Source organism: Tatumella sp. JGM130 (assembly GCF_018257525.1).
Lineage (GTDB): Bacteria > Pseudomonadota > Gammaproteobacteria > Enterobacterales > Enterobacteriaceae > Tatumella > Tatumella punctata.
Map to the genome: position 1 here is coordinate 1 of NZ_JAERJS010000089.1, position 731 is coordinate 731.

The 731-nt window shown below is 58.0% G+C and carries 1 pseudogene; it reads left to right on the plus strand.

The window, feature by feature from the left end:
- Positions 1-731 (plus strand): annotated as a pseudogene (locus JK211_RS16785) (lipase family protein); the annotation flags it as partial.

The following is a 731-nucleotide window of genomic DNA, read 5'->3' on the forward strand; positions in this document are numbered from 1 at the left end:
GGTGAGCCGCATAAATACTGGCTTGAGCTTCAATTCGTGGATGAGAACAACAATCCGGTTACCGGGCTGAATGTGCAGCTGGAATACCACCCGCTGGCCTCTGCAAAGGAGGTCGCTATGTGGAAAAAATATGGTAACCACGACTACAACCCCACGCCGCCGCCTAATCCGCCCGCCGGGGTGACCGACAGCCAGGGACTGGTTCGCTTCGACGACCTGTACTGGATAGCTGTTGACGTGAAGACCGACGCCCAGACACTGGCCGACGAGATGAAAAAGCGCCCGCTGGGCCTGCGGCGCAACCCGAACAGCCAGCCGGTGAGCAACAATATGTTCCGGCCGGAAACCCGCGATCCCAAATGGCGTTCAGACGTGCAGGAAAAGGCCGAGGCAGCCGGGTACATCCATCACTATGTGACCATCGGGGAGCTTTGCGACCGGCTGCCGGAGATCGAGGGCTGGACTGAGCCGGATCCGCCGAAGTTTCATTTTCCACCCGGACGCTCTCTGAAAGGCACCGAGATAGTGCGGGAGGCTCTGGAGAAGCGGCACGTTATCGAGATCTGCCCGTTCCGGGCGTGGGTGCTGGATCTGCACGATACGAAAGAGTATGACCTCGCCAACGGGCTTAACCTCGGCATCATGGCCGACCTTGCCTATTCAGCCGAAAAAGAGAATAAAACAGTCGATTACTTCTTCCGGCAGAAATGTCTGGACCTGTCCTGCATCCC